The 22,020-nt window shown below is 44.7% G+C and carries 28 protein-coding genes; 9 read left to right on the forward strand and 19 right to left on the reverse strand.

The annotated features are described in order from the left end of the window. Window positions 1-8 precede the first annotated feature (8 nt). The 6 genes from FD975_RS05235 (at window position 9) to FD975_RS05260 (ending at window position 3,600) form a co-directional block, all read left to right on the forward strand. Entirely contained in the window at window positions 9-557 is a 549-nt protein-coding gene (locus tag FD975_RS05235) for a septation protein A (RefSeq protein WP_215300770.1), read from the forward strand. Beyond that, on the forward strand, window positions 554-838 hold the full coding sequence (locus tag FD975_RS05240; RefSeq protein ID WP_215300772.1) for a BolA family transcriptional regulator: 285 nt from the start codon (window positions 554-556) through the stop codon (window positions 836-838). The genes FD975_RS05235 and FD975_RS05240 overlap by 4 nt, the downstream gene beginning before the upstream one ends. 51 nt (window positions 839-889) lie before the next feature. Further along, window positions 890-1,684: a peptidylprolyl isomerase gene (locus FD975_RS05245; RefSeq protein ID WP_215300775.1), complete on the forward strand. Its 795-nt coding sequence runs from the start codon at window positions 890-892 to the stop codon at window positions 1,682-1,684. 90 nt (window positions 1,685-1,774) lie between these two features. Then, complete coding sequence (gene gloA, locus FD975_RS05250; protein ID WP_215300777.1) at window positions 1,775-2,161, forward strand: lactoylglutathione lyase; 387 nt, start codon at window positions 1,775-1,777, stop codon at window positions 2,159-2,161. A 15-nt stretch (window positions 2,162-2,176) separates the two neighbouring features. Then, window positions 2,177-3,349, forward strand: a complete 1,173-nt coding sequence (locus FD975_RS05255) for a GNAT family N-acetyltransferase (RefSeq protein ID WP_215300779.1) — start codon at window positions 2,177-2,179, stop codon at window positions 3,347-3,349. Continuing rightward, window positions 3,346-3,600, forward strand: coding sequence for a DUF1289 domain-containing protein (locus tag FD975_RS05260; RefSeq protein WP_215300781.1), 255 nt, complete (start codon window positions 3,346-3,348; stop codon window positions 3,598-3,600). Before FD975_RS05255 ends, FD975_RS05260 begins: the two co-directional genes overlap by 4 nt. Here FD975_RS05260 and FD975_RS05265 read toward each other — a convergent pair. Both FD975_RS05265 and FD975_RS05270 read right to left on the reverse strand, forming a co-directional pair. After that, window positions 3,597-5,204 carry an ABC-F family ATPase gene (locus FD975_RS05265; RefSeq protein ID WP_215303873.1) on the reverse strand — a complete coding sequence of 536 codons (1,608 nt, stop codon included), beginning with the start codon at window positions 5,202-5,204 and terminating at the stop codon, window positions 3,597-3,599. The genes FD975_RS05260 and FD975_RS05265 overlap by 4 nt on opposite strands. Window positions 5,205-5,305: 101 nt before the next feature. Then, a complete protein-coding gene (locus FD975_RS05270) occupies window positions 5,306-6,016 on the reverse strand; it encodes a queuosine precursor transporter (protein WP_215300783.1) in 711 nt (236 codons plus the stop codon). 96 nt (window positions 6,017-6,112) lie between these two features. Here FD975_RS05270 and FD975_RS05275 point away from each other — a divergent pair, with 96 nt between their 5' ends. Beyond that, complete coding sequence (locus FD975_RS05275) at window positions 6,113-7,291, forward strand: acyl-CoA dehydrogenase (protein ID WP_215300785.1); 1,179 nt, start codon at window positions 6,113-6,115, stop codon at window positions 7,289-7,291. Here FD975_RS05275 and mnmH read toward each other — a convergent pair. The 17 genes from mnmH to FD975_RS05360 form a co-directional block, all read right to left on the reverse strand. Next, on the reverse strand, window positions 7,288-8,361 hold the full coding sequence (gene mnmH / locus FD975_RS05280; protein ID WP_215300787.1) for a tRNA 2-selenouridine(34) synthase MnmH: 1,074 nt from the start codon (window positions 8,359-8,361) through the stop codon (window positions 7,288-7,290). The genes FD975_RS05275 and mnmH overlap by 4 nt on opposite strands. An 8-nt stretch (window positions 8,362-8,369) precedes the next feature. Beyond that, window positions 8,370-8,789, reverse strand: a complete 420-nt coding sequence (locus FD975_RS05285) for a thioesterase family protein (RefSeq protein WP_215300789.1) — start codon at window positions 8,787-8,789, stop codon at window positions 8,370-8,372. A 27-nt stretch (window positions 8,790-8,816) separates the two neighbouring features. Then, window positions 8,817-9,161, reverse strand: coding sequence for a TIGR01244 family sulfur transferase (locus FD975_RS05290; protein WP_215300791.1), 345 nt, complete (start codon window positions 9,159-9,161; stop codon window positions 8,817-8,819). Between the two features lie 53 nt (window positions 9,162-9,214). Further along, entirely contained in the window at window positions 9,215-9,652 is a 438-nt protein-coding gene (locus FD975_RS05295; protein WP_215300793.1) for a DUF6691 family protein, read from the reverse strand. 3 nt (window positions 9,653-9,655) lie between these two features. Next, entirely contained in the window at window positions 9,656-10,093 is a 438-nt protein-coding gene (locus FD975_RS05300) for a YeeE/YedE family protein (RefSeq protein ID WP_215300795.1), read from the reverse strand. 22 nt (window positions 10,094-10,115) lie between these two features. Further along, window positions 10,116-11,237: a YeeE/YedE family protein gene (locus FD975_RS05305; protein ID WP_215300797.1), complete on the reverse strand. Its 1,122-nt coding sequence runs from the start codon at window positions 11,235-11,237 to the stop codon at window positions 10,116-10,118. Window positions 11,238-11,253: 16 nt separating this feature from the next. Further along, a complete protein-coding gene (locus FD975_RS05310) occupies window positions 11,254-11,571 on the reverse strand; it encodes a hypothetical protein (RefSeq protein WP_251371133.1) in 318 nt (105 codons plus the stop codon). Between the two features lie 60 nt (window positions 11,572-11,631). Beyond that, window positions 11,632-12,603, reverse strand: coding sequence for an MBL fold metallo-hydrolase (locus tag FD975_RS05315; protein ID WP_215303876.1), 972 nt, complete (start codon window positions 12,601-12,603; stop codon window positions 11,632-11,634). Window positions 12,604-12,618: 15 nt separating this feature from the next. After that, on the reverse strand, window positions 12,619-13,017 hold the full coding sequence (locus FD975_RS05320; protein ID WP_251371449.1) for a DsrE family protein: 399 nt from the start codon (window positions 13,015-13,017) through the stop codon (window positions 12,619-12,621). Window positions 13,018-13,068: 51 nt separating this feature from the next. Beyond that, complete coding sequence (gene soxB / locus FD975_RS05325) at window positions 13,069-14,802, reverse strand: thiosulfohydrolase SoxB (protein ID WP_215300799.1); 1,734 nt, start codon at window positions 14,800-14,802, stop codon at window positions 13,069-13,071. A gap of 46 nt (window positions 14,803-14,848) precedes the next feature. Then, window positions 14,849-15,454, reverse strand: a complete 606-nt coding sequence (gene soxX / locus FD975_RS05330; protein WP_215300801.1) for a sulfur oxidation c-type cytochrome SoxX — start codon at window positions 15,452-15,454, stop codon at window positions 14,849-14,851. 18 nt (window positions 15,455-15,472) lie between these two features. Further along, a complete protein-coding gene (soxA, locus tag FD975_RS05335) occupies window positions 15,473-16,315 on the reverse strand; it encodes a sulfur oxidation c-type cytochrome SoxA (protein ID WP_215300803.1) in 843 nt (280 codons plus the stop codon). Between the two features lie 37 nt (window positions 16,316-16,352). Beyond that, window positions 16,353-16,661, reverse strand: a complete 309-nt coding sequence (soxZ, locus tag FD975_RS05340; protein WP_015421154.1) for a thiosulfate oxidation carrier complex protein SoxZ — start codon at window positions 16,659-16,661, stop codon at window positions 16,353-16,355. Window positions 16,662-16,715: 54 nt separating this feature from the next. Then, window positions 16,716-17,168, reverse strand: a complete 453-nt coding sequence (gene soxY, locus FD975_RS05345) for a thiosulfate oxidation carrier protein SoxY (protein ID WP_215300805.1) — start codon at window positions 17,166-17,168, stop codon at window positions 16,716-16,718. An 85-nt stretch (window positions 17,169-17,253) separates the two neighbouring features. Further along, complete coding sequence (locus FD975_RS05350; protein WP_215303880.1) at window positions 17,254-18,333, reverse strand: c-type cytochrome; 1,080 nt, start codon at window positions 18,331-18,333, stop codon at window positions 17,254-17,256. Continuing rightward, the gene (soxC, locus tag FD975_RS05355) at window positions 18,317-19,672 is read right to left on the reverse strand and encodes a sulfite dehydrogenase (protein WP_371743402.1); all 1,356 of its coding nucleotides are present in this window, start codon (window positions 19,670-19,672) and stop codon (window positions 18,317-18,319) included. The genes FD975_RS05350 and soxC overlap by 17 nt, the downstream gene beginning before the upstream one ends. A gap of 82 nt (window positions 19,673-19,754) precedes the next feature. Continuing rightward, a complete protein-coding gene (locus FD975_RS05360) occupies window positions 19,755-20,096 on the reverse strand; it encodes a metalloregulator ArsR/SmtB family transcription factor (RefSeq protein WP_215300809.1) in 342 nt (113 codons plus the stop codon). A 101-nt stretch (window positions 20,097-20,197) separates the two neighbouring features. Between FD975_RS05360 and modB the strand changes: the two genes are divergently transcribed. Together modB and FD975_RS05370 are read left to right on the forward strand one after the other, a co-directional pair. After that, window positions 20,198-20,848: a molybdate ABC transporter permease subunit gene (modB, locus tag FD975_RS05365; RefSeq protein WP_215300812.1), complete on the forward strand. Its 651-nt coding sequence runs from the start codon at window positions 20,198-20,200 to the stop codon at window positions 20,846-20,848. After that, entirely contained in the window at window positions 20,848-21,957 is a 1,110-nt protein-coding gene (locus FD975_RS05370; protein WP_215300813.1) for an ABC transporter ATP-binding protein, read from the forward strand. Before modB ends, FD975_RS05370 begins: the two co-directional genes overlap by 1 nt. The last annotated feature ends 63 nt before the right edge of the window (window positions 21,958-22,020 follow it).

The raw sequence follows: 22,020 nt of genomic DNA on the forward strand, positions 1-22,020 counted from the left end.
ATCAACGCATGAAATTTCTATTTGACCTCTTTCCGATCATCCTCTTTTTTATTGCATTTAAATTTGCAGACATTTACACCGCAACTATCGTAGCTATGGTTGCCACCATTGGGCAAATCCTCTGGGTTTACTATCGACATCGTAAGATCGATGCGATGCAATGGGTCAGCCTGGTCATGATTCTGGTTTTTGGTAGCCTGACTATATTCCTGCACGATAAGACTTTTATTCAACTCAAACCAACGGCTTTGTATTGGCTATTTGCAAGCGCTTTATTTATTAGCGCTCAGTTTTTTCAAAAGAACTGGATACAAGTTTTGATGGGCAAGCAAATCACCCTAAAAGAGCACAGCTCTAAATCGGTTTGGCATCAAGTAAACATGGCTTGGGCATTCTTTTTCTTCTTGATGGGTGCGCTCAATCTTTATATTGCTTTTGAGTTCTCTGAAGAAACGTGGGTTAACTTCAAGTTATTTGGTAGTACAGCTCTGCTTGTAGCCTTCGTCATTGCTCAAGGCATTTGGCTCAGTCGCCACATGGAGCATCCTACAGAATGAGTATTAATCAAGATCGCATTGCCTTATTTGAGTCAGACTTAAGGGCTGCATTTCAGGCAAGCCATTTAATAATCGAAGATGAAAGCCACCTTCATGCTGGTCATGCTGGAGCAGCTTCTGGAGGTGGGCACTTCAAGCTCACAATCGTAGCCCCAGAATTTCAGGGTATGAACAAGCTAGCTAGGCACAGATCTGTTTATGCGGCCCTCAACAAGCATTTTCCTGATGCGATCCATGCCCTCACCATTCTGGCCTTCACCCCTAGTGAAAGCACAAATTAGTCGCAGATTGCTTTAAGATTCTCTTTTATCTCTATTTATATTTTCTAGCCCATGTTGAACATACGCCCAATTTTGACCATTAGTGCCATTAGCTTTGCACTTCTCTCTTCAGCAGCTCATGCACAAAATGCTGCCATCGTGAATGGCAAGCCCATTCCTAAAGCGCAATTAGACAAATTAATTCAAAAATCAAATCAGCCAGATAGCCCTCAAGTTCGCGATCAAGGTAGAGAAATGCTGGTGACGCGTGAACTGATCTTGCAAGAGGCAAATAATCGCGGCATCACACAGAAGGAGTCTGTTCGTGAGCAATTAGAACAGTCTAAGATGGGGGTGTTAATTGCAGCTGTATTTGAGGACTTCGTTGAAAGAGAAGGTGTCACTGAAGCCGAGCTAAAAGCTGCTTATGAGCAAGTCAAAGGACAGTACACCGGCACCGAATATCACGTTGAACATATCCTTGTTGAAAAAGAAGCTGATGCAAAAGCGATTACCGCGCAAATTAAGGCTGGCGGTAACTTTGAACAAATTGCCAAAGAAAAGTCCAAAGATCCTGGCTCCGCACCAAATGGTGGAGATCTTGGCTGGGTGAGTGATAAATCACTCGTACCGGAGTTCTCCAAGGCAATGGTGCAGCTCAAAAAAGGTCAGGTTACCGATAAGCCGGTAAAGACTCAATATGGCTGGCATATCATCAAGTTAGATGATGTACGTGATGTCAAAGCACCTAGCATGGAGGAAATCAAAGATCAGCTAAAGCAGATGATCACAGCAGACCAGAACTGGCAAAAAGCGAAGTTCTCTGAATTAATGCAAAAGCTGCGCGCTAAGGCGAAGATTCAATAAGGTCTGACTGCCCCAACCCATAAGCCCAGGCTAATCCCCTGGGTTTTTTCTTGCTCAACAGAAAACGACATTTAGCTTTATATTTAAACAATGATGATCCTACATACCATGCTGAGAGTCGGCAATATGACTCGCTCAATTGATTTCTATACCAAAGTTCTAGGCATGAACTTGCTTCGTACAACCGAACGTCCAGAACAAAAATATTCACTGGCATTTGTAGGTTTTGGAAAAGGGAATGCAGATGGTCAGTCTGAGATCGAACTCACCTACAACCATGGTGTCGATAAATACAATCTTGGCGATGCCTATGGGCATATTGCCATCAGCGTTCCTGACGCCTATGCAGCCTGTGAAAGAATCAAAGCCGCTGGTGGCAATGTCACTCGTGAAGCAGGCCCTGTAATGGGTGGGAATACCATCATTGCATTTGTTACGGATCCTGATGGCTACAAGATTGAGTTAATTCAACACTGAATCCTATACCTTTAGTTGAAACAGGAAGCTATCCAACTTCGCATAATCGATGCACTTTCAGATATCGCTGAGGGTGATTGGAACGCCCTACTAGCGTCTAATTCTGGTCCCTTCCTCAAGTACGCCTTTCTTAATGCACTGGAAAAAACTGGCTGTGTAGGCGGCAATACTGGGTGGCAATTTGCCCACCTCATAGTTGAGGACTCTAACTCTGGATTGCTTGGTGCAATGCCGCTTTACCTTAAGCAACACTCCTACGGGGAGTTTGTCTTTGATTGGGCATGGGCTCAGGCATATGAGCAGAATGGGATGTCTTACTATCCAAAGGCACTATCGGCTATTCCGTTTACTCCCGTTCGTGGTCCAAGGCTACTTGTATCCCCTCAAGCGGATAAAGGGGCAATACAAGAAATCCTTATCTCTGGTTTAAAAACACTGGTAACTCAAAACGGGCTTTCCTCTGCCCACGTACTCTTTCCAGAGAACGGTGAATTGGGTGTACTCAAGCAACAAGGTTTTATGCTGCGCGACTCAGTGCAGTTTCATTGGCATAACCAGGGCTATCAAGATTTTGAACATTATCTTGCCAACTTAACAATGAAGCGTCGCAAGAATATTCGTCGAGAACGTGCTGCCGTGGAAAGTCAAATCATCAGCTACAGACATATTTCGGGTGAGATTGCTACGGCAAGTGATTGGAACTTCTTTTATCGTTGCTATGAAAACACCTATATAGAGCACCGGTCTTCACCTTATTTAACTGAGGATTGCATTCAAATACTAGGCAGCAGCATGCCTGAGAATTTTCATCTGATTATTGCGACACAGAATGAGAGGCCGATAGCCTCATCTTTGCTCGTAGTTGATAAACCAAATGCAAAAGCATATGGACGCTATTGGGGTGCGATTGAACATATCCCTTGTTTACATTTTGAGTTGGCTTACTACCAAGCAATTGAGTATTGCATCAAGGAGGGCATTCAAGTATTTGAGGGTGGCGCTCAAGGCGAGCACAAAATGGCCCGGGGATTTATACCAACCACTCTGCAGTCCGCTCACTGGATTGAAGATGCAGGCTTTGCGAATGCAGTGAAACGTTTCTTAGATCGCGAGCACGAAGGTATGGCAGCTTATGTTGATGAGCTCGAGCAACACATTCCCCTGAAATCGTCTAAAGTACTGTCATGACTTCTTCCGATAACCTACCAGAGCAAGCTGGAGCCAATTCTTTAGGGGTTGGTGATGATGCTTCTGACTCACCCTGTATCGGAGTCTGCACCACCCTCTATGACGAAATCTGCCAGGGATGCGGTCGTACTCTAGGCGAGGTTAGTAATTGGGTCTTCTTTAGTCAGGAAGAAAAGGATGCTGTGTGGAAGCGCATCCGTGCCGATGGCACTGCAATGCGATTCCAACGTCAATCCAAAGAAAGTACTTAACCAGCTAGAGCTTGGCTGCGTAAATATTCTTCGTAGGTTCCAGAGTAATCCACGACGGTACCGTCCATCTTGACTTCTAAGATGCGGTTGGCCAAAGCAGAAACAAACTCGCGGTCATGAGAAACAAATATCAAAGTGCCGTCAAATTTCTCAAGCGCAATTTGCAAGCTTTCAATAGATTCCATATCCATATGATTGGTTGGCTCATCCATTGCAAGGACGTTATATTTTTGAAGCATTAATTTGCCCCAAATCATTCTGCCCTTCTCACCACCAGATAATACTTTGACAGACTTACCAATATCATCGCCTGAGAATAGTAAGCGGCCCAATGTGCCACGAATCACTTGATCATCGTCGCCTGTATTGCGCCAGTTGTTCATCCAATCCATGAGCAATTCATCTTTTGCAAACATCTCGGTATTGTCTTGAGGCATCACGCCCACGTTGGCGTTTTCAGCCCATTTCACATCACCGCTATCCGCAGGAATTCCTTCGAAGCGTTTACTTAAGATGGTTTTCAATAATGTTGTCTTACCTGCACCATTTTGACCAATGATGGCGATCTTTTCCCCAGCACGAATCCCAATCTTGAAGTTCTTAAAAATTGGACGGTCGTAAGCCTTAGTCAGTGCATTGCACTCCACGGCCATGTTGTGAAGTTTTTTCTCAGCGTCAAAACGAATAAAAGGATTCTGACGTGAAGAAGGTTTCACTTCAACAATCTCAATCTTCTCCAACTGACGTTGACGTGAAGTCGCTTGACGTGCCTTCGATGCATTGGCTGAGAATCGGGCCACGAAGGCTGCTAATTCAGCGATTTTTTCTTTGGCTTTGACGTTATTGCTCAGTTGTTGCGATCTTGCCTGTACTGAAGCCAGCATGTAAGAGTCGTAGTTGCCTGGATAGACCTTGAGTGTTCCATAGTCCATGTCTGCCATATGCGTGCACACTTCATTGAGGAAGTGGCGATCGTGGGAAATAATGACAATCGTGCTCTTAATCTGATTGAGAATATCTTCAAGCCAGTGAATGGAATGAATATCTAAGTTATTGGTTGGCTCATCGAGTAAGAGAACATCTGGATCAGAGAACAAAGCTTGCGCTAGTAATACGCGCAACTTCCAGCCTGGAGCCACATTGCTCATTGGGCCATTGTGCTGCTCAATAGGAATACCGATACCTAACAACAACTCCCCTGCTTTTGCCTCTGCGGTATAGCCGCCGTACTCGGCATACTTGCCCTCGAGCTCAGCTGCCTTCATGTAATCTTCGTCAGTGGCATCTGGGTTGGCATAGATGGCATCCCGTTCGGCTGCAGCCTTCCACATCTCCTCATGACCCATCATCACTACATCAAGTACGCGTACATCTTCATACGCAAACTGGTCTTGGCGCAATTTACCTAAGCGAATGCCCGGATCTAAGCTTACATTTCCGCTAGTAGGCTCTAACTCCCCACCTAGAATCTTCATAAAGGTAGATTTACCGCAACCGTTGGCACCAATTAGGCCATAGCGATTACCGCCACCAAATTTAACGGAAATATTTTCAAACAGGGGTTTTGCCCCAAACTGCATAGTGATATTAGATGCGGACAGCACGGATGTATTCTTACTTTCTGATAGGTCAATACTAGGGTGCAGATGCAAGTTTTGCATCAAAGACCGTTATTTTAACGGCTTGCGCTCAAAAAAGCCGTAATTTAGACTTTCAGCTTAAATGGCGTGAAATTCGTATGAATATCGAAGTGGTCTTGGTTTTCCTTGCGTTTCAGAAAACCAACCACCCAGTAGGTTAAAGGTGTTGCCAGAACCTCCCAGGCGGTCTTCAGAACGTATTGAGAGATCGCGACAGCCAAGACCTCATTTAGAGACCAGAGACCGTAAAAAGCCAGCATATAGAACAAGGCGGAGTCCACAAACTCCCCGCAAGCTGTAGAGCCTATCGTGCGCATCCAAAGATGACGACCCTGCGTCAAGATCTTCATTTTGGCCAAGGTATAACTATTAACAAAACTGCCGCACCAAAATGCGACCATAGAGGCAAGAGCAACCCTCCAAGAATTGCCAAATACCGTCTCCATACCTTGCTGGTAGTTAGCCATATAAGAGCCTGGGGCAACTGGCAAAGCAATTACCGCTTGAGCCATGATTGCGGCAAAAGCTAGAGCAGTAAAACCAGCCCATACTGCCCGGCGATCATAGGCATAGCCATAGACCTCGGTGAGTATGTCGCCAAAAAAATAAGCAATCGGAAAAAAGAGGATTCCAGCCCCAAATGTCACACTACCGAAATACGGCAGATCCAATGTAGCAGCCTTCCCTGCACCAATAAAGTTGGAGCACAGCAGGACTACGACAAAGGCTGTCAGTATGAGGTCGTAGTAGCGGTGGTGGCGTCTGGGTGCGTCCATCAAACAAGAAAAAAATGGATAATGGAAAGAGAATATCTGCAATCAAGGAATTTCACAGAGTGCAGATTAAAAACCAAGATAGGACAACAAAGAACCATGAGCAAAGCTAGTTTTAATTGGGCAGACCCCCTACTCCTCGATACACAATTAAGCGAAGATGAGCGCATGGTGCGTGACGCTGCTGCTGAATATGCTCAGGGCCGTTTAATGCCGCGTATTCATGATGCCTATCGTAATGAAACTACTGATCCAGCCATCTTCCGTGAAATGGGTGAGCTTGGTCTTTTAGGCATCACCATTCCCGAAGAATATGGTGGCGCAAATCTCAATTACGTTTCTTATGGATTAATCGCGCGTGAAATTGAACGTGTGGACTCTGGATATCGTTCCATGATGAGCGTGCAATCATCCTTAGTCATGGTTCCTATTAATGAGTTTGGTAGTGAGGCTCAAAAGCAAAAATATTTGCCCAAGCTCGCTACTGGTGAATGGATTGGTTGCTTTGGATTAACTGAGCCAAATTTTGGCTCGGATGCGGGCGGCATGATCACGAGAGCTAAGAAAGTTCCTGGGGGCTTCTCACTTACTGGCTCCAAGATGTGGATTTCTAACTCCCCTATTGCAGATGTATTTGTGGTGTGGGCTAAAAATGATGAAGGCTTGATTAGAGGCTTCATTTTAGAAAAAGGCATGAAGGGCTTATCTGCCCCGAAGATCAGCGGCAAGATGGGTCTACGCGCTTCTATTACTGGCGAAATCGTGATGGATGAAGTATTTGTCCCGGCTGAAAATGAATTCCCAGAAATTACTGGCCTCAAAGGTCCATTTACCTGCCTGAACTCAGCACGTTACGGCATTGCTTGGGGCACTCTTGGCGCTGCTGAGTGGTGTTGGTATGCCGCACGCCAATACACTATGGATCGCAAGCAGTTTGATCGCCCACTTGCAGCCAATCAGCTCATTCAAAAGAAACTGGCCGACATGCAAACTGAAATCACGCTCGCTCTTCAAGGTTGCTTACGCTTAGGTCGCATGAAGGATGAAGGTATTGCGGCTCCAGAAATCACCTCCATGATGAAACGTAATTCCTGCGGTAAATCTTTGGATGTAGCTCGTTTGGCTAGAGATATGCATGGTGGAAACGGCATCTCAGATGAGTATGGCGTAGTGCGTCATATGCTCAATCTAGAAGTCGTCAATACCTATGAAGGTACGCACGATATTCACGCCCTTATCTTGGGTCGTGCACAAACCGGAATTCAGGCTTTTAGTTAAAGGCCAGTCTTGGTGATGAGGTCTTTTGCAGTTTTTGTAAAGGCTTCATCACTGTCATTTCCAAGCTCTACGAAATGATCTTCGCGATAGCTTGGAAAGTTACGAACAATAGAAGATTGGTAGGATGGGTCGTAATGCATCACCAATAATTCTTCCACCAGACTCTCAAAATCTCCTGTATCAATTGCCTCATGCCATTTGGCAATTTGATCCCTGCCATAACGCGATGTCAGTAAGCCCAATTTTTGCTTAAAGCTCTCGGGATTGGATAAAAAATGTCGGTACTCACGTAGAAGCCAAGAAACGCGCGTAGCAGTACTTGATCGAAGCTCAATACATTTGCCTGCGCGGATGCGCTCCATCAATGGATCCGGAATATGTAAGCCACCCACCTTTTTGCTTTCTGACTCAACAAAAACAATCTTGGATGGATCCAGTGAATTAAATGCATTCCACAGATTCGTCTCAAAGCCTTTTTGGGATGGCTGATCAATATTCGGCTCATTACCCAATACTGAGCCACGGTGAATAGCCAAGCCCTCAAGGTCAATTATCTGCTGACCCAAGGAGCCAATCTCCTGAAGAATGCGAGTCTTGCCGCTACCAGTCATACCAGCAATCACCTGAAAAGAAAAATCTTTAGCAGCTTGATCCAAACCATCAATCACAACACGTCGAAAGCCTTGATAGCCATTCTGCAATTGCAAAGCTTTCCAGCCAATACGATTGAGGATATGGGTGAAGGCACCACTGCGCTCACCACCCCGCCAGCAATAAATTAAAGGACGCCATTCTCTTGGAAAGTCGATGAGAGAGTTTTCTAAATGATTGACAATATTACGGGAGACATAGGCAGCACCTAATTTCTTTGCAGCAAATGGTGATACTTGCTTGTACAAGGTGCCGATCTCAATGCGCTCATCATTACTTAGGACCGGAAGATTAATGGCGCCAGGAATATGATCCAAAGCAAATTCAGCTGGTGACCTGACATCAATGATGGCATCAAACTGATTTAAAGATGATGCAAGCTGTTCAATGCTAAAAATATGTGGATTGCTGGGTTGCAAACAATATCCTATCGTAGCTTACTGATCACATCATCAGGCCAAGGCGCGGATTTACCAGACTTTAGATCGACCCACACCATGGTTGCTCCACCGACTGCTGCCATCGTATCAGGCTCAGTAGTTAAAGCCATCGTAGTAAAGACATCCAAACTGGAACGACCGATATTTCCGATATAGGTTTTTAAAATCAAATCGCCTGGGTAAGAAAGCTGTTGATAGAAGTTGCAAAAGCCATTCATCATCAGCATAGACTCGTCACCAGGTGCGACGTTGTAACCAAGAGAAGTAATCCACTCTACCCTAGCCTGTTCCATGTAACGAAAGTACACCGTGTTATTGACATGGCCATATGCATCCATATCGCCCCAACGAATCGGCATATTCATCTCATGAACAAACTTTTTCTCCTCTGGGATCTCTATGCGCATAAATTCTCGCTGGCAATCAAAGATGAATCAACGAACTTGTAGCGCCATTTGGTACAGATTCGTAGAGCGAGCACCAGAACGGCAAAATGCCAATATGGGGCCAGGCATTGTTTTGAGTAAACGCGCCATTTCAATAACTTGATCCTGCGTAAACGCACCAGGGATGACAGGCAAAAAGGCATAGTTCAAGCCTAAAGCTTCAGCTTGAGCTTGAATTTGAGCATTCGTGGGTTGATCTGGTCCACCTTCAAAATCTGGACGATTGTTGATTACGCTTTTATAGCCCTGTTTAACAATCTCAGCCAAATGGCTTGGATCAATTTGACCCAGCGTACCGAATTGATCAGTATGGCAAGCAATAGGAAGGCTCATCTAAACCTCAAAATGTAATGTGAATTTAAAAAAGGAATGGCTTAGATTTTAAATCAGACTTGCTTTTTATGGCCTGTAAAGAAGCGATTGCATATCCACATACCAGCAAGCATTGCTAATATAAAGACAAAAGCCTTGAGATGACCTGCTCCGAGGGCAACAATTGCTGGACCTGGGCAGAAGCCTGCAATACCCCACCCTGCTCCAAAAATTAGACTACCAATCACAAGTGGCTTAGAGACATCTCTTCTAGTGGGAATATGGAGAGCGCCACCGAAAAAAGCCTCAGTACGCTTGGAGACTAAATAAAAGCCACCCAAACCAACAAGAATTGCCCCACCCATCACAAACATCAGGGATGGATCCCAGTTACCAGCAAGATCCAGAAAATTGAGAATCTTTTGAGGATTGCTCATACCGGAAATGATTAAACCAATTCCGAATAAAACACCGATCAAATACTGGCTATAAAAATTGAAATGTCTTCTCATAATTTATAGGCCTAACAGATGGCGAATAACAAAAACAGTCAAAAACCCAGCACTCATAAAAGACAAAGTCGCCACTAGAGATCTTGGTGACAAGCGAGATAAGCCGCAAACACCATGGCCACTAGTACATCCCGAGCCATAACTAGAACCAAAACCGACTAATAAGCCAGCAATAATGATTGCAATCCAATCTGCATCTATCACTGTAATTGTGTGAAGATCAAAAAATAAACTCCCCAAAAATGGTGCGCTCAATAAGCCTAAAACAAGGCTCAGGCGCCAAATAACATCACCATTTTTAGGGGTGAGTAATCCGGAAACGATGCCACTAATGCCCAGAATACGACCGTGCAGAATTACATACAAAGCAGCTGCAACTCCCAATAGGATTCCACCTAAAAAAGCGGGTACAGGGGAAAAAGCCAACCAATCTATCTGCATATTATTTAATCTAACCTAAGAGTTAACTACAAGGATTGGGTGCATTACGCGACTCCAAATAACGCAGGGCTAAGTAAGCGCCAAAGATAAAACCTGGTAAAGCAAGTATTGAGCCTAAGGCTAATGTAGAGATGCCACTCAAGCCCTGACCAACAGTGCAACCGAGCGCTGTTACACCACCGAATCCCATCAAAGTCGCACCAACGAGATGATTCGCGGTATCTTCAGTATCACGAAAGCTCTCCCAACGAAATGACTTAGTAATGAGGGACACGCAAGCAGACCCAGAAATCATTCCAGCAACGGCAGCAATACCTAAAGTAATGATTTTTGAGGTATCGCTATAAAGCATTAACCAATCCAATGAAAAGGCGTAAGGCGCAACAAATGAAAGACTCTCCATGCGTCCAGAGTTGGTCACCAAAAAAACCTCTTCCAAGGTATTGGGATCTTCAGCAACAAATCCTAAGTTTCCAGAAATGAACCAGATTGCGCAAATAGCAAGGCCAACAAAGATTCCAGAAAACAGATTTTCTGCAGTCCAAAAGGCCTTATTTGCAAGAGCATATGCAATGAAAGCAAAGCCAATAATCAAACCCAGGGCAAGATGTAAGTTGCCCCTAGCAATGCCAATAATGGGGCTCAAAATACTTGGCAAATCTTGAGGTGTATTTAGGGTGATAAACACCGAGTCCAAGGTATTGATGCGAATAACACCAAGAAAGCCCCTCATGGTCATGTAGGCAGTTAAACCAAGAACAATAAACACAATGATGGACTTAAGATTGCCACCGCCAATGCGAACCAGAGTCTTACTTCCGCAACCTGATGCAAGCACCATGCCGAATCCAAATAGCGTACTACCTACGATGGTTGAGAGCCATAGAAGCTTACTGCTGGTATAGATGCTCTTAAGTGGATCAATAAGGCCTAGGTAGGACATGAAGGCAAATCCAACAATCGCTACGCCAATGGCCAGAAACCATTGCTTTAGACGACCCCAGCTAGACATAATATAAATATCTGAAACTGCACCCATGCTGCAAAAACCAGTTTTTTGCATTACGGCGCCAAGCAAAAAAGTAATGGCAAAGGTCGACCATAGAACTACCTTGCTGATACTGCTGATATCTACTGCTTCCATATTGAAAATTCTTTAATTATTTTTTGAATTTATAAAACTGTTGATTGAGGAAAGCGGTGACATCAGCTTCATCCTCAGGAAAAAGATCGAGACGTAGCTCTGTATTACACATGGCGACCATCGACTTTAAATTCTGCAGGCTTTTAACCTTACTATCGCTACGGGTGTAGATCATATCGCCATTACCAAAGCCGGATTTCTTGGCATGACATGCGTAGCATTTTTGTTCATCAATCTTTTTGCCGTTCGCAATATCTGGGCTGGCATTTGCTGACAGCAGCGTCCCAAAGGCGAAAAAGAAGGTAACTACAGGCTTTAATATTGGCAATTTCATTTGAAATCAGTCATTTAGCGAAGTAAACGACTATTTTAAAGCCCAGATGACAAATCTGTCTTATTCCGCCTGAATTGAGAGGTAGACGTTATAGGCATTCATGCGGTTTGCAGCCCTAAATAAGGGCATTCCGTCGTATTCTGACCAATCCGTCTTGGCATAAGCCTCATCGAAAGGATCCAGGTTGAGGGCTGATGGCTCCATAGATTCACGTAAATAGCGCAAATAATCCCTAGTAAAGCGGATATCTTCTATAGGATTAATGGATTGAGGCCCATGACCGGGTATTACTACCTTAGGGTTAAATTTCTCAAACTGATCTAAAGCTTTCAACCACCCTTTGCTATCAGCATTACCCACAAATGGGATTCGACCGCGGAAAACTAGATCACCCGCAAAAAGCACGCCTTCAGATGGAATATAGACCAATAGATCTTCTGGGGCATGGGCTGGGCCAACCCGGCTAATCAGAAACTCCACTCCACCAATATTCAACTTTAATTGTTTGTCTATCCAAGTATCCGCAGCAATTAGTTTGGTTTGATCATTAACCCAGGGTGCAAAATCAACCCTTGATGCAATAAGCCGCTGCTTTGCAGTTTCTGAGGAAATATAGCTTCTACCCTCCCCTTGAGCGTAGATCTTTGCGCCAATTTTCTTAAACTCTTGAAGTCCATATACATGATCTGCGTGATAGTGAGTTACTACAACAGCAATAATTTTTTGCTTAGTAACTTTTGAAATCTCTTTAATCAACTTTTGCGCAAGGGTTGGAGAACCCAAGGCATCTATGACAACGACCCCCTTAGGAGTAACGACAAAACCTGCATTAGAAATAAAGTTTTGATTCTCGCTACTACCTAATTCAGCTCTACCTTGAACGAAGTAAGTATGCGGCGCAACTTTAATGGGCTTTAGCAATACACCTACCGGATCATTTATGACCGGACTGCTTTGAGCAAAGCAGAAGCCAAAAAAAATAGCATTAATCAATAATGCTATTTTTAGATGGTGAATACCGCGCAGGAGCATGTTCACCGAATGAGATTATGGTTTGATGTAAGCAAAATGATCTTTAAATTGAAGATCGCCAATTCTTGCTACGCCAGACGGTGTGAAGTCAGTATCCAGAATAAACTGATCCTTCTTTAGATTTCTATTTTTTAAAGTAATCTCACAAACCTCAAACCGAACGCCACGCGACTTCAGGGCCCCAACTAAAGGAGCATATTCAATATTGTTCTTCTTATCCTTCGCGCCTTCCATCATGATGTCAACCCCATTAGCGTGGGTGACAACGATGATTTTGGTGTCTGGTGCTACATCCATATGATTGCGCACATTTCTCAAGCCTTTAATGCCTTGAGTATCAGCATCATCAATGTGATAAACAACGCTTGAGCCCGCAGCAAACACCTGCTGAGATACTAGTGCGGTAAAACCAATAAAAAAAGATGCTATCAGGGGGAAATATTTTTTCACGAAAGTCCTTCTTTCTTATTTAAGGGCAACCATGCCAGGATTGTTTGTAACGCCTTTAATGATTGGTTCATTAAGCTGGACTGCTTTGACCACCTTGACATCACGAAGATGGCGCTCAATAACGTCCCAAATCGCCTCTCCACCAGCATTCTTCGCCTCTTCGCTCACAGGAGCCCAGCCGGCAACTTTATAAGTCTTGCTTGGATCGATGTCCTTGCCATTGAGACGCATATCGCTAATGCGCTTGCCGGCAGATGCAGCTGGATCAATGGTGTATTGCATGCCGCCGACACGAACCATATCACCACCCTGCTGATAATACGGATCAGGATTAAAGAGGTTATCCGCTACATCCTCAAGAATCGTCTTGATCATTTCACCGGTCATGTTCGTAACCGTGGTGTATGGATAAGTAATAGCCGTTTGATCCAATAAGTTTTCACGGGTAATTGCTTGACCTGGCAGCAAGCTAGTTCCCCAACGGAAACCTGGTGAGAATGCAATCTCCGCATTCTTCTGAGCCATGAGACCATCCAAGATCAGTTGGTCAAAGCTACCATTAAAGTTTCCACGGCGATACAAGAGACCTTCTGTTGTAGCCAATTTTTCGTTGAGCTTAGCTTCATACGGCGCTCTAATTTTTTGAATCAGCTTATTCATTGCAGGATCAGCTGGGATCATGTTGGAGAAGATTGGGAAGAGTTTGTACCGGAAATCAACCGCTTTGCCGCCCTTCACATCAAAGTCCAATACGCCTAAGAATTTAGTATTCGAGCCAGCATTGGTAACTAAAGTTACGCCACCAGAATTCTTAACCTTGACTGGAATTGGAACGCCATCGTGAGTATGGCCACCCATAATCGCATCCAAACCAGTGACGCGGGATGCCATTTTTAAGTCAACGTCCATACCGTTATGAGAGAGCAACACAACTACTTTTGCACCCTTAGCCTTGACCTCATTAATTGTCTTCTGCAGATTTTCTTCTTGGATACCAAACGTCCAATCTGGGGTGAAGTAACGTGGGTTAGCAATTGGGGTGTACGGAAAGGCTTGGCCAATCACCGCTACCTGAATGCCATTCTGCACCTTCATGACGTAAGGATTAAATACTGAATCTCCGAAGTCTGCAGTCTTAATATTTTGGGCTACAAAGGACACCTTGCCTTTGAAGTCGCCATTCACAATTTCCATAACGCGCTTCTCACCAAGAGTCATCTCCCAGTGTGGAGTCATGACGTCAACGCCTAAGAGGAGCGCTGCATCAACCATGTCCTGACCGTTAGTCCATAGAGAAGTGCCTGAGCCTTGCCAAGTATCACCACCATCTAACAAGAGTGCCCCTGGGCGACTTGCCTTGATTTGCTTGATAAGGGTTGCCATGTGAGCAAAGCCACCAACCTTGCCATAGTTTTGAGCTGCCGCTACGTAATCAAGATATGTGAATGCATGTGCATCACGTGTTCCTGGCTTAATACCATTCGCCTTTAAAAAATATTCGCCGACCAAATGAGGTGTTTTGCCTTCTTGAGCGCCAATACCAAGGTTGACATTAGGCTCACGGAAATAGATTGGCAGAAGTTGTGCGTGGCAGTCAGTGAAGTGCAGGAAATGCACATTACCAAACTTCGGCAAATCATAGAATTTTTGCGCAGTAGTTTGCGCGCTTGCAAAATTAGATTGCAAACTCATGCCGCCCGCTGAGGCGATGGCTAATGCTTGCAAAAATTCACGACGATTTAAAGACATAGTATTTTCCTAAAGAAAACAGGCCTTTCGGCCTGTTTATTTTTTATTACTTGTTAACAGGCGACTCTGGATCTAGGAGCAATGCCATGACATCCTGCATTTGCTTCTCATTTAAGAGCTTGAAGTGCCCGAAACGAGGCATATTGCTACATACGTTATAGGCCTTGGAATTATTAATACGATTCCAAGTGTAGGTAACAATCTCCTGCGTGTAACCCCTTAACTTTCCATAATTCCATAAAGAGGGGCCAATGTTTCCATAAGAGACTTCTTTGATATTGATTTGATGACAGTTATAGCAACCACCACCATTTGCCGATCCAGCTTTATCAGACCAGGTAGCGCCTCGACCACTTTGAGCAATTTTTTCACCGCTCTTCCAGTCGCCAATGTATTTACCATCGGATGGCTGCTTGATCATAGCCATGTTTTCGTTTTGAATCTTTTCGCGAACCTTGGGATCTCCACCGCCATCGAGATTTACAGGGTTCGAACAAAACTTTTGCGCTGCATCTTGATCCAAACGATCTAAACCAGCCTGCCCCTTAGCTTGAAAGCTGCTAGACATCATTTTTTCGAAAGGAGTAGCAGCGCTCGCAGCACCAGCTACAGCTAAAAGCGTAAACGCCAAAATTGATAATTTGATTTTCATATTATTTATCTCCAGCGATTAACGCTTCAGTCCTGGTGCATTCATAGTTCCGCCCTTAGCAGTCACAGCCATATACATGGAGACTGCAATAGTATCTTCAGAAATGTAGATAGGCTCTGGGAAGCGTTGTTGACGATAGCAATCGTTTAAGCGACGTTGCATGGTCCAGAAAGTACCGCTAGATACACGGTATGCAGGCCAGTAACCCCAACCTAAAGCAGCCCCCTTCTCAACAGTTAAATTAGGCAGGTCCTGTAAGCGGATTCGCTTGCCATTAGACGCGTGGCATGATGCACAGGAGAAATCCATTGGGCCACCTTGGTAAAAGAATGATTCTTTACCCAGTTGGTAAGCCAGCTTTTCCTTAGGATGCTTTGCAACGACATTAATCGGCATACCCTTAGATTCAGCCACTACATAAGCAACTACAGCCTCAAGATCTTTACGCTTGCCTTTGCTAAAGCCGGCCTTAATGATCTCATTTGCGTCGTATCCCTGCAGCTTGCTCATACAGGTTACAAGACGAGACTCTAGATCTTGAACTTGATTAGTATCTTTAAAATACTTTGGTAACTGCGTATAAGCCCCTTTAACTACGCCAGGACCCATACCCAAATCACATTTTTGTAAAGAGACATTCTTAGGCCCCATGGGCTTTTTCCAAATGTCTTCACCAGCAGCTTCATATAAATCAGCAGGGTTACCATCGGCAATCATTGCACGATATTTTTCAATCTCATCAGTTGGAGCCCCTCCAGTAGGAGTGGCGGCTGTAGAAGCCTCATTTTTTGCAGAACTAGAACAGCCCTGCAATACCGCAAACAAGCCAATAATAACGCCATATAAAATGCGTGTTTTCATGGTAACCCTTTTATAGTTTTAATTATGCGTACTAATATTAAGAAGCCGTAGCTTCATCAGTACGTTTGTCGCCTTTGCTATCGTTCCAAGTCACAACAATCTTGTCGCCCTTAGCACCCTTGTACTTAAAGTTCAAGAATGGATCTTTGGATACTGCTGGGCCAAATTGACCATTAAATACATCTTTGCCATTGGCTTTGACATTGATAGTGCTGATAAACCATGCTGGAATAGTTTTGCCAGAAGCGTCTTTACGCTGACCAGATTCCATATCATGCTTCATCAAAATTTTTACATCTACAGTACCGCCATTTTCAGCAGCTCTTACGCGCATTGGATCAGCCATTTTGGTTCCTCTTTTATTCTATGTATGAATTGTGTTTATTAATATGCTTCGGAATTAACCGCCGCAACCACCAAGCGTTACTTTGACTTCTTTAACAGTCATTAGCCACTTGCCATCAGCTTTTACCAAGCCGTATACATTGGATGTTTGACCCATTTTGATACGTGTTGTCACAAATGAATCTGTGCCAGCAGGAATAAAGAATTGAGCTGCTAGTGAGCTTGGGTTCTTTTCAACCAAGATAGCCATTTGCTCTGCCTTAAGCGTAGAAGTGATTCCAACAGGAACAACTGCACCGTTTTCAGCGATATCTGGGGCATTCAAAGTCACTGCAGATGATTTATCTGGACTATCAGCACCCAAGATCTTGAATACATCATCGATACCTTTGCCTTCAAAAGCGGCTTTGTTCCACTCTTGAGCTTGAGCAGTGCTGATAAGGCCTGCAGAAGCCATTAGGCCAAATACTGCTGAATACTTCATCAAACTGCGTCGCTGCTGATTCATAAAAACTCCTTTATTAATCTTAACTTCTGTTAATTTATTGCTTATTTTGCATTAAAACATTGAGGTTACTACCTAATTGGCTATTTTATTTGCCACCAGAGAGTATCCACGTCACTAAAGTCTTGCGATCCTCATCAGAAAGCTGGGCCTGTGGCGGCATTGGAATGGAGCCCCATACACCCGCCCCGCCGGCCTTAACCTTTGCCATGAGTTTATCGACCGCACCACTCTGCCCATCGTATTTCTTGGCAATATCGGCTATTGATGGGCCAACCAACTTCGCATTAGGCGCATGACAGGCTGAGCAGTTCTCATTTTTAAAGAGTGCTGCTGGTCCTTTTGCTGCAGAAGAATGGGTATCTGCTGCATGAGCCAAGCCCTGACCAGAAGCTCCAGGCAATTGCTTAATTGGAGGCTTGGTTGTATCCACGCCTCTATAAGGGCCATACATGCGGTTTTGCTCGGCAATATTGTTGTGGGCATTACGAGCAAAATCAGGCAATGTTGAGCCAATTTGAACAAATGGAACGCAGTTATGCATGCAAGAACTTCCATTGACATCCGGCTTGTCTTTAACATTCCAGAAACCATGTTTGGTCGTCATACCATTTCGGTTTGGCATTTTGACCTCAGCAATATTTTTATCGCTCAACACAAAATCATCAGGAACAATTTCACCAAGACTGAGAATGAAAGCAACAACCGCATAGGTATCGTCAGGCGTTAAAGATCTTGGGGCATTCCACGGCATTGCACGGTAAATGTAGTCCCACAATGTAGATACCGTTGGCACCTTCATTAAGGTTGTTCTTTGCGGCTGCTTCATATCTTTTAATGAGGCAACCTTACCTGTCTTCACATCATCCTTGGTGGTGCCACCAGCGATAGGTGTAAAGATTTCATTTGACTCACCGAAGGTGCCATGACAACTTGCGCATTTAGCCTCCCAAATGGCTTGACCTTTTTCAACAGAGCCAGATCCTTTTGGGAGACCCTTGAAATCTGGACGAACATCAATATCCCAAGCCGCTACTTCAGCCATCGTTGCATGACGACCAATACCTGGATATTTAGCAGAATCCGATTGTGCAACCGCACTGTGAGCACTTAAAACTAAAAGCGCTGCAAAACCAATACGAGCAGTTAATTTATCCAACTTGTACATTGCTGACCTCGCCATTTGAATCTAATTTCCAGGATTGAATTGCATTGTTGTGATAGATCGATCTTGTACCGCGCACATCACGCAATTTTTTAATGGTTGGCTGAATATAGCCTGTATCGTCCATCGCTCTCGACTGCAAAATGGCAGGTGAGCCATCCCACACCCAGTCAATATTAAAGCGGGTAATAGACTTATCTAGGATTGGTGTTTCTAGACGAGCAGTGCGCCAGTTATTTCCACCATCGAATGAAACATCAACACGCCGGATCTTGCCGCGACCAGACCAAGCCATACCGCTGACGTTGTAGAAACCTTTATCCAGCAACTGCTGACCACCAGATGGTGTTGTGATGACCGATTTACATTCTTGAATCGATGCATATTGACGGTGCGATCCATCCGGCATCAATTCAATATAGTGAACTGCCTCATCCTTCGCATTCCATGGCATATCACCTACTTCAAGGCGACGCAACCATTTCACCCAACTTACTCCTTGAACACCAGGAACCACTAAACGTAATGGAAAACCATTTTCAGGGCGTAACATCTCACCGTTCATCGCCCAAGCCACGATAGTGTCGTTTAAACAGCTTTCCAAGTTAATCGTGCGAGTCATGCCAGAACCATCACCACCTTCAGCAAGCATGAACTTGCCTTTTTTGAGGTCAGCGCCACATTCTTCAAGCAATACTTTTAAAGGAACGCCAGTGAACTCACAGCAAGAAAGCATGCCGTGCGTGTACTGAACAGTAGGTACGGCAACATTACCCCACTCAAGACCAGTATTAGCACCACACTCAATAAAGTGCGTACGAGATACCGAAGGCATTCTCATCAAATCATTCATTGTGAAAACGCGTGGGTTTTTCACTAAGCCATTCACCATCAGGCGATGAGTCTCAGGATTGAGGTTGTACCAACCTTGATGGTGACGCTCAAAATGCAATCCGTTAGGAGTGATTGTTCCAAACAAACCTTGAAGCGGAGTAAAGGCAACTGAGGCTGCTGATACTCGAGTTAAGCCTGGAGACTCTCGACGAATCAAGTTTGACTCGTAAATAGATGGCATACCGTAAGGCATAGTTGCTACATTCTTACCAAGGGTAGTTTGCCATTCCTGCTTCTCCAGAATCGCAGGATCGCCCTCACCAGCAGCCATTGCTAGCGGAGCTGTTAGCCCTGCCGCCGCGCCACCTAGAGCAGACATGAAACCCTTGCGCAAGAAGCCGCGACGGTTTTCATCCAAGCCATTGGCGTTGATGTCAGCAATCAGTTCCTGAGAAATAAAATGCTCAGGAGCCTTAACCAGACGAGCACGGTTAGCCGGCTTTTCGATAGCGCTGATATCTTGCGCACTGATCTCTATTTGTTTTTTGGTCATGTGTTCTCTACTTTGATGAATAGATTCTTAAAAAAAATTAATGCAAACTCTCGGCAATTTTTGCGCAGACTGTCTGACACATTTCTACGGTTGCGTTATCAGCGATAGAGTAAAAAACGGTTGTACCTTCTTTACGCCTAAGTACAATTCCTGCTTTATGTAGGGCTGCAAGATGACGAGAGACATTCGCCTGACTGGAGCCGCACAACTCAACAACCTCAGAAACAGACTTCTCCCCACTGCAAACCGCATACATGATGCGCAGGCGTGATGGCTCCGAAAGAACGCTGAAATATTCAGCAACATTAGCAAATACCTTTTCCATCACTTGTGGAGAAAGATCTTTGGTGGCTTTTTTAACTTTTACTTTGATATTCACAGGGTGAGATTATATATGCGTATACATGCATATTGGACACCGAAGCCGCAAACACTCATATAGTGGGATACCCTAGCCTCAAAGGCAATACAATCAAAAAAATGGATATTGATGCAATTCTGCTATCCCTAAAGCTTGCTTTTTGGACTATGGCCCTAATTCTGCCATTTGGGATCTGGGTTGCCCATAAGCTGCTTAAACTCAATAAAAGTCGACCATGGTTTGAAGCTGCCCTGGCACTCCCCCTAGTCCTCCCACCCACCGTTTTGGGCTATTACTTTCTCGTTTCTTTTGGCAATACTAGTATTTTTGGCTCCCCAATAGTATTTTCATTCATAGGCATTCTGATTGCCTCATTAATTGTCAATATCCCCTTCGCCATTCAGCCTATCCAGAGAGCATTTGAGGCTATTAATCCTGAAATCAGAGAAGCCGCTCAGGTGAGCGGTTTGAGTGATTGGCAAATCTTTCGGTTGATCGAGTTGCCGCTATCTTGGCGAGGCATTACCGGTGCCGCCGCCCTCACCTTTGCCCACACCCTTGGTGAATTCGGCGTTGTCCTCATGGTCGGCGGCGCCATACCTGGGGAGACCAAAACAGCCTCCATTGCGATTTATGACAAGGTTCAGAGCTTTGATTCCGCTGGCGCTGGCGCTATCGCGCTTGTGCTCCTTGGCACATCTCTTGTTTGTATAGCGCTTTCATATGGGGTATTTGGGCAGAATCGTGGTCGCCGCGGGAGCTTGAGCTAATGCTAAAAATCAAGATTAGCCAAACCTATCCGAATCCACTGCAAATCAATCTTGAATGTGCGCCAGGTGAGTTGCATGCTTTAGTTGGCCCCTCCGGGAGCGGCAAAACTTCAGTTCTCAGAACCATTGCCGGCCTAAACAAGCCTGCTACCGGAGTTATTCAGTGTGAAGGGATGATCTGGTTTGAAGGTAACGACCTGAATCCTAAAGCGCTTCACCTAGCGCCCGCACAACGGTCATGTGGATTCTTATTTCAACAATATGCCCTCTTTCCGCATTTGAATGCCTTAGATAACGTATCGATTCCATTGCAAAACTCTAATCTTGCCGCAAGTGAACGCAAGATTATCAGCATGGATTTATTGGATCGAATGGGTATTTCTAATTTAGCTGAACGAATGCCGCATCAGCTTTCTGGCGGCCAGCAACAACGGGTTGCACTTGCAAGGGCTCTAGCACGCCAGCCAAAGGTATTGCTGCTGGATGAACCCTTCTCAGCAATTGATGCCCCAACCCGCCAGGGTTTGTATAAAACTCTGGCAGATCTTAGAAAAGATCTGAATATCCCAATCCTATTGGTCACTCATGATTTACGTGAGGCAGACTTACTTGCAGACCAGATTACTGTTATAGACAAAGGCATAAGCCTGCAAACTGCCGCGCCGCAGGTCTTATTTCAAAGACCAAGAAATTCTCGCGTTGCTGAATTAGTTGGCATTAGCAATATGTTTCATGGTGTGTTCGATGCGGGTAACTTAAGCTGGGATGGTTGCAATCAACTCTTTAGGGTTGCCGACAAAGGCAAAATTCCACCTAAAGTGCGCGTGGCTTGGGTTATCCCCCAGAGCGGCCTCAGCGTTCACGTCACCCCAACCATGACTAGCGTACCAACAGTAGTGGAGAAGATGAGCAGCCTTGGTCAGATCGCCGTAATTCAGTTGCGAATTGAAGGTAGTGAAAATGCCGTTGAATGGGAGGCATCTTCTGCAGAAGTGAGAAGGTTGTGTATGGAGGTCGGCAGCCAAATGCATCTTGAGCTGGATGGAAATCAAATTCATATCATGCCATTGCGACCCATCAATGATCCGCGACGCTTTGTTGATCACTAGATCCCCGCTTTATTAAAGACAAAAACGCTTGTTAGACGTTGGCCTAACAAGCGATCTAGTTAA

Origin of the sequence: Polynucleobacter sp. AP-Jannik-300A-C4 (assembly GCF_018688335.1) — a bacterium.
Taxonomy (GTDB): domain Bacteria; phylum Pseudomonadota; class Gammaproteobacteria; order Burkholderiales; family Burkholderiaceae; genus Polynucleobacter.